8 protein-coding genes are annotated in these 5,049 nt (G+C 39.1%); 5 read left to right on the top strand and 3 right to left on the bottom strand.

The features are described 5' to 3' along the window. From AYJ08_RS04600 to AYJ08_RS04590, 3 genes are all read left to right on the top strand, one after another. Positions 1-721, top strand: a 721-nt coding sequence (locus tag AYJ08_RS04600; RefSeq protein ID WP_064016771.1) for a deoxyribonuclease IV, incomplete at its 5' end; no start/stop codon positions are given. Positions 722-742: 21 nt separating this feature from the next. Then, positions 743-1,081: a YlaH-like family protein gene (locus tag AYJ08_RS04595; protein ID WP_031413416.1), complete on the top strand. Its 339-nt coding sequence runs from the start codon at positions 743-745 to the stop codon at positions 1,079-1,081. Beyond that, entirely contained in the window at positions 1,078-1,350 is a 273-nt protein-coding gene (locus AYJ08_RS04590) for a hypothetical protein (protein ID WP_064016770.1), read from the top strand. The genes AYJ08_RS04595 and AYJ08_RS04590 overlap by 4 nt, the downstream gene beginning before the upstream one ends. 142 nt (positions 1,351-1,492) lie before the next feature. Here the strand turns inward: AYJ08_RS04590 and AYJ08_RS23840 are convergent, their stop codons facing one another. Beyond that, a complete protein-coding gene (locus AYJ08_RS23840; RefSeq protein ID WP_197490583.1) occupies positions 1,493-1,666 on the bottom strand; it encodes a hypothetical protein in 174 nt (57 codons plus the stop codon). Positions 1,667-1,796: 130 nt separating this feature from the next. On the opposite strand from AYJ08_RS23840, the gene AYJ08_RS04585 reads away from it, so the two are divergent. Further along, positions 1,797-3,263 (top strand): hypothetical protein, encoded by a 1,467-nt coding sequence (locus AYJ08_RS04585; protein WP_064016769.1) that lies wholly within the window; start codon positions 1,797-1,799, stop codon positions 3,261-3,263. A 72-nt stretch (positions 3,264-3,335) separates the two neighbouring features. On the opposite strand, the gene AYJ08_RS04580 is transcribed toward AYJ08_RS04585, so the two are convergent. Continuing rightward, positions 3,336-3,674, bottom strand: coding sequence for a DUF5665 domain-containing protein (locus tag AYJ08_RS04580; RefSeq protein WP_064016768.1), 339 nt, complete (start codon positions 3,672-3,674; stop codon positions 3,336-3,338). Positions 3,675-3,792: 118 nt separating this feature from the next. Between AYJ08_RS04580 and AYJ08_RS04575 the strand changes: the two genes are divergently transcribed. Further along, positions 3,793-4,245, top strand: a complete 453-nt coding sequence (locus tag AYJ08_RS04575) for a pyridoxamine 5'-phosphate oxidase family protein (RefSeq protein ID WP_064016767.1) — start codon at positions 3,793-3,795, stop codon at positions 4,243-4,245. Positions 4,246-4,472: 227 nt separating this feature from the next. Here the strand turns inward: AYJ08_RS04575 and AYJ08_RS04570 are convergent. Beyond that, positions 4,473-5,049, bottom strand: a 577-nt coding sequence (locus AYJ08_RS04570) for a tetratricopeptide repeat protein (protein WP_157452786.1), incomplete at its 5' end; no start/stop codon positions are given.

The following is a 5,049-nucleotide window of genomic DNA, read 5'->3' as shown; positions in this document are numbered from 1 at the left end:
ACTTAAACCTAAAAAAATTGACCACAAAGATGCAAACAAAGGCGTAGAAATTATGACCAAGCATGGCATTACGCTGGTGTGCCATACGCCTTATATTACAAATCTCTCAACACCGAAAGAGGATTTACAGGAAGTAACAATTCGCTCCATCGTTGAGGATTTACATATTGCCGAGGCGTATGGTGCTGTTGGCGCTGTAGTTCATTGCGGTAAGCATGTGGGAGAAGGCGAGGAATATGGTACCAAGCGCATGGTAGAAACGCTTGATTTAATTCTAGAGCAATACAATGGCCCCGTGAAGCTTTTACTGGAAAATACGGCGGGACAAGGTACCGAGCTTGGTTTAACCATTCGGGCGTTAGTTGCCATTCGCGAAGCAACTACATATCCAGAGAAAATTGGATATTGCTTTGATACATGTCATGCTTTTGCTGCAGGACAATGGGATGAGGAATCCTTTGATAAATTATTGGAGGACATGGAGCAGACCGGATATTTGGATCATCTAGTTTGCATCCATTTTAATGATAGCAAAGTTCCTTATGGTAGTCGAAAAGACAGACACGAAAAGATTGGTAAAGGTGAAATTGGTAGCGATGCATTAGCAAAATTCTTGCGCTCTGAAAAATTGCAGCATTTGCCTGTTGTTCTTGAAACACCAGTCGATGATGAACAGGAATACGCTGAGGAAATGGTTTACATTCGCGACCTAAAAGGATAAGAATAAAAGGAGAGGTAGAGAATGGAGTTATTAGAGCTAGCGTCCATTTATGACCCTGCAAATCCCGAGGTATTAACATGGTATGATCATTTTTTTATGTGGGCTGATTTACAACGTTATTGGATCATTTTTGTGTATTTATTACTTGTTTATTATCTGGGGTTTGCAGAAAGGATACGCATGCCTATACTAAAAACGGCTCTATTGATTATCCTGCTCTTGCTCGGTTCTGTTATTTTTGCCATCCTAGATACTCAACTACCGGTGCGTGGTGGATTATTTGTAGCTATTATTATTCTGACCATTGTCAAATTACGTACGAGAACCAAGCGTACTCGTGATACAGAGGCGAAATCATGAGACTAGCCGATGCTTTGTTTAACTGGCTGCAAATTCGAGTCGTCATGGAATTTCGAAAAAACGATCGTTCTGCAAGCGATACAGAGGCTTTTTTTCAGCAGATTTTGCGTGAGGATCATAATGTCGATCAACTTCAGGTCCAAATGGAAGAAGCTAGATATCTTGTGACGTATACAGTTGATAACGAGCTGCATGAAATGACTTTTGATCGTGAAGCTGTAGACGCTTTGTTGACTGCAATTCAGAATGAACCTAAATATGCAGATTAAGGGAAGTCATTCCTTGAAGTCTTTTAAAAAACGCAAAACGATCATGGCAAAGGAATAAGGTTAAAAGCTCTGCCAGCTTAACAGCGGCAGAGCTTTTGTTTGTTGGATGATTCAATGTATGCTTCTCGTCTCGCTAATACAATCAATCGCGTAATGCATCAATCGTACCTAATACGATATGGGCTAGCCCAAAACCTGCTACACCCCAAGCATAGGGGTTCGTATAACCATTATCGTTATATTTTGTTTTTACGAAGCTAAGTCCAGCAGCAGTTACAATTGTACCAAGCAAGATTGGGATGCTTCCCTTTGGCATCGAAATCACCTCCGAGCTTAGTATGACACACCAATTATTCTCCACTCCTGTAAGTTTTGGCTTACTTTGCGCAACTTTTCCTGATCAAGAACCGTCTAGGGAACAGATCATTTGCAAAGGGGCAGGTTTCATGAATAAAAAAGTAATGACTTTATCGGTAGGAGTAATGTCCGCTGGCGTACTTTTTGCTGTCGTTCCGATGATGGCTAACGCTGACAACGAAATGAAGTCATCTAACACAGCTATTTTAGCTACCTCAGATACAAAAGCAGCGGATTCCACAGATAAAGAGACGCCTTTATTATCCAGCCATGCGAAAAATATGACGCCAGCAGGCCAAGTACGGGAAAATTTTTTATATAACATAGAGAATCTAGAAAAGGAAAATAAGCTGTTTTTGCAGATGCTCCTACAAGATTATAAGGATCGAGTATATGTTGTCGTAAAAGACCCAAATATGAACTTTGAGAAAAAGCTCAAGGATGTTATTGAAGAGTATGGAGATGAGTGGCAAAGTATTTTCAAAGAAGATTTTGACCATATTTATCTGTCTGTACGGGCGTTGGAGAAAGGGTTTGATTCCTATTCGGAAGAAACAACAAACGGTATAACGACAGTCGCTGGCAAGGTGGAATCAGGTATAACGAGGGTGGTTATCACTTCTGAAAAAGGAAATAGAGTAGAAGTGCTTCAATTCTCTTCAAAGCAGACGTTTCGTGTAAGCATGCCGCAAGCATCTGCAGGGGAATTGCTAACACTACAGGCTTATCAGCAGAATAAATTAGTGGAAAGTGCTAAATTACGAATTAAAGAAGCACCTGTACTTACCGAAAATGCATTAATTTATTCTCTGGCAAAATATAATTCACAAAAGAACGAGATCTCCTTCCAAGGGAAAGTAAAGAGCTCCGCTGATCAAGTCAAAATTACGTATAACGGAACAACTAAAGAAATCCCGATCAAACAATTCTGGAGCTATGTAGGTTCCTTCTCATGGCAAATGCCAGTAACAGGTGATACAATCCCATCTTCTGCTAGTGTGGAGGTCTTTTCTAAGGGTAGGCTGATTGATCGTCAAACCATTCAGGTAATAAATATCTGGAAGGGTGTAGATGGAGTCAGGGATATGTTTAAACAATGGCAGGGGGATGCCTTTTTCGATAAAAAAGATAAGATGCTTCGTTTAAAGGGGAAATGGGATGAGCTAAGGGAAAAATTAGAGAAATTACCGAAACAGGCCTTAGATTCAATGAAAGTAGTAGTAACCTTCCCGGATGGCAAGAAGCATGAACAAAAAATAGAAGCTATCATTGAACAGGGGAATCGTGATGAGTATGTGTTAAAATTCCCGTTCAAGGGTTCTAATCATCAGGTTACAGCAATACATGTTGCTTTTTATAATGGGGATAACTTGTTGTATGAGCAAGACGTAGAGGTTAAAAACTATGCGAAGTTAAAGTCAACTGACACCCCGCAATATGATAAAGAACAGCAAAAAGAACAAAAAAAGCAAGAGAAAGAGCAAAAAAAGAAAGAAAAGGAGCAGGAAAAACGAAAGAGCTTGAAAGAAAAGTGGGAGAGCCATTGGCGAGACTAATAAAGTAGAGCGAAATGGATAGAAAAAGTCAGGACAAAGCTATGTCCTGGCTTTTTGACGTAGTTGAAACATTTATGGACGATAAGATTGTACATACACAATAATTTCCCTTATGAAATCTCCAATAATAGGAATGGACAAAAATTTTGATAAAAGAGAACCTAACAACGCTAGAACAATGGCCGTACCAATGGTTAGTCCTAACCCTCTAGCTAAGCCTGCGACAAAATTCGTCCAGATTAAACGTCGCGGGGTCGTATAATTAATAACGATATCAGCCAATCGAATCTCTTCCAAATACAGACCTATTTTGTGCAGAGTAGCATTCAATTGGCGAACCTGTTGCAATTCCTCTATTGCCTTTTCTAATTCTTGCACGAGACGATCGGGGGAAGCAGGTGGAGTGCTCATAAATCTCTCCTCCTTGTGTTTGTGATAAGAATGGTATCTTTTTCATATGGCATCATTGCTAGAGCACGTAAGCCCATGTACAATAAACAATATGTAATGAAAAGAGGAGGATGATGATATGGCAGAAACAGTAGCACAATCATTATCTGAAGAATTGTTTGAATATCTACAACATGAACGTTATGTGACTTTAGGAAGCATTGACTACGAGACAAAGGCCCCTGTTTTAAGTGCGATATCCTGGGTGGTGGCATTAGATAATCATACGATTCGAATTGCTCTGGATAGTCGTTCTCGGATTCTTACAAATGTAAGTCAGGACCCAAAAGTAGTGCTTAATTTAATTGGCTGTGGTTCTACTTATGCGATTAATGGAATGGCTAAGATTATAGCAGACAAAATGGAAGGCGTACCGCTTAAATTAGGCATGCTAGAAGTCAAAATTGAAAGCGTACGAGATATCATGTTTTATGGTTCTCGTATCAGTGTAGAGCCACAATATGAAAAGACCTATGATCAAAATGCAGCGGCCAAGCTAGATCAACAGGTAATGACAGCACTTCGAACATAAGCTATTACTTAGCATAAGCGAAAAGATTCGGGCTCATGCAAGCTTTTAAAAAAACAATAATAATTGTTTACAAAAAAGAAAGATGGTTATCCCATCTTTCTTTTTGTTTTATGTACATAAAAAATATCATGCAGGCAATAAAAAAGGCTAACTAGGCATATTAGGCTGGATAGTTAGCCCTCTGGCCATTACTTCATACGCAGAAAAAAGACTTTTATCAGGAAACATTAAGCTTCTGCTGTAAAAGTAATAGAACGTTCGTACATTTTAGCTGCTTGCTCAAAGCGTTGATTCTTTAAATGAATGTGACCTAATAATTGGTAGGTTTTAATTAAAAACGCTTGCATATTCTTGATTGTAAAATAACCTCTTGCATTTTCTAGATGGACGAGAGCTTCATCATCTTCTCCCTGCATCAACATTACTTCAGCTAAGATAAATTGTGCCTCAGCCAGCATTTTTTCATTATCAGAAGAAATCACGGATTGACAAAGGGCTTTTGCTTCGTCTAAACGTTTTTGTAAACGATATACATCAGCTAGAGCGATACGTGTAAAATTCAGAAGCTCGTCTTCAATTTGATTAAATAAGAATTTCTGAGCTTGTTTCAGACAGGTTTCTGCTTTATCGTACACCATTGTTTCTTTGTACATAAGACCTAGGTTCAATTGTACTTCCGCTAAACGAACCGGGTTGTTGGCGATTTCAAAAATAGATAGGGCTTGTCTATAGAAGGATTCTGCTTCTTGATATTGTTGAATTTGATGATAACAATTTCCTAGCGATAAATAAAGATCGCCGCTC

Source organism: Brevibacillus sp. SKDU10 (genome assembly GCF_001645205.1).
GTDB classification, from domain to species: Bacteria; Bacillota; Bacilli; order Brevibacillales; family Brevibacillaceae; genus Brevibacillus_B; species Brevibacillus_B halotolerans.
Note: the sequence above shows the minus strand (reverse complement) of the source record. Positions and strands in the feature narration are given on the sequence as shown.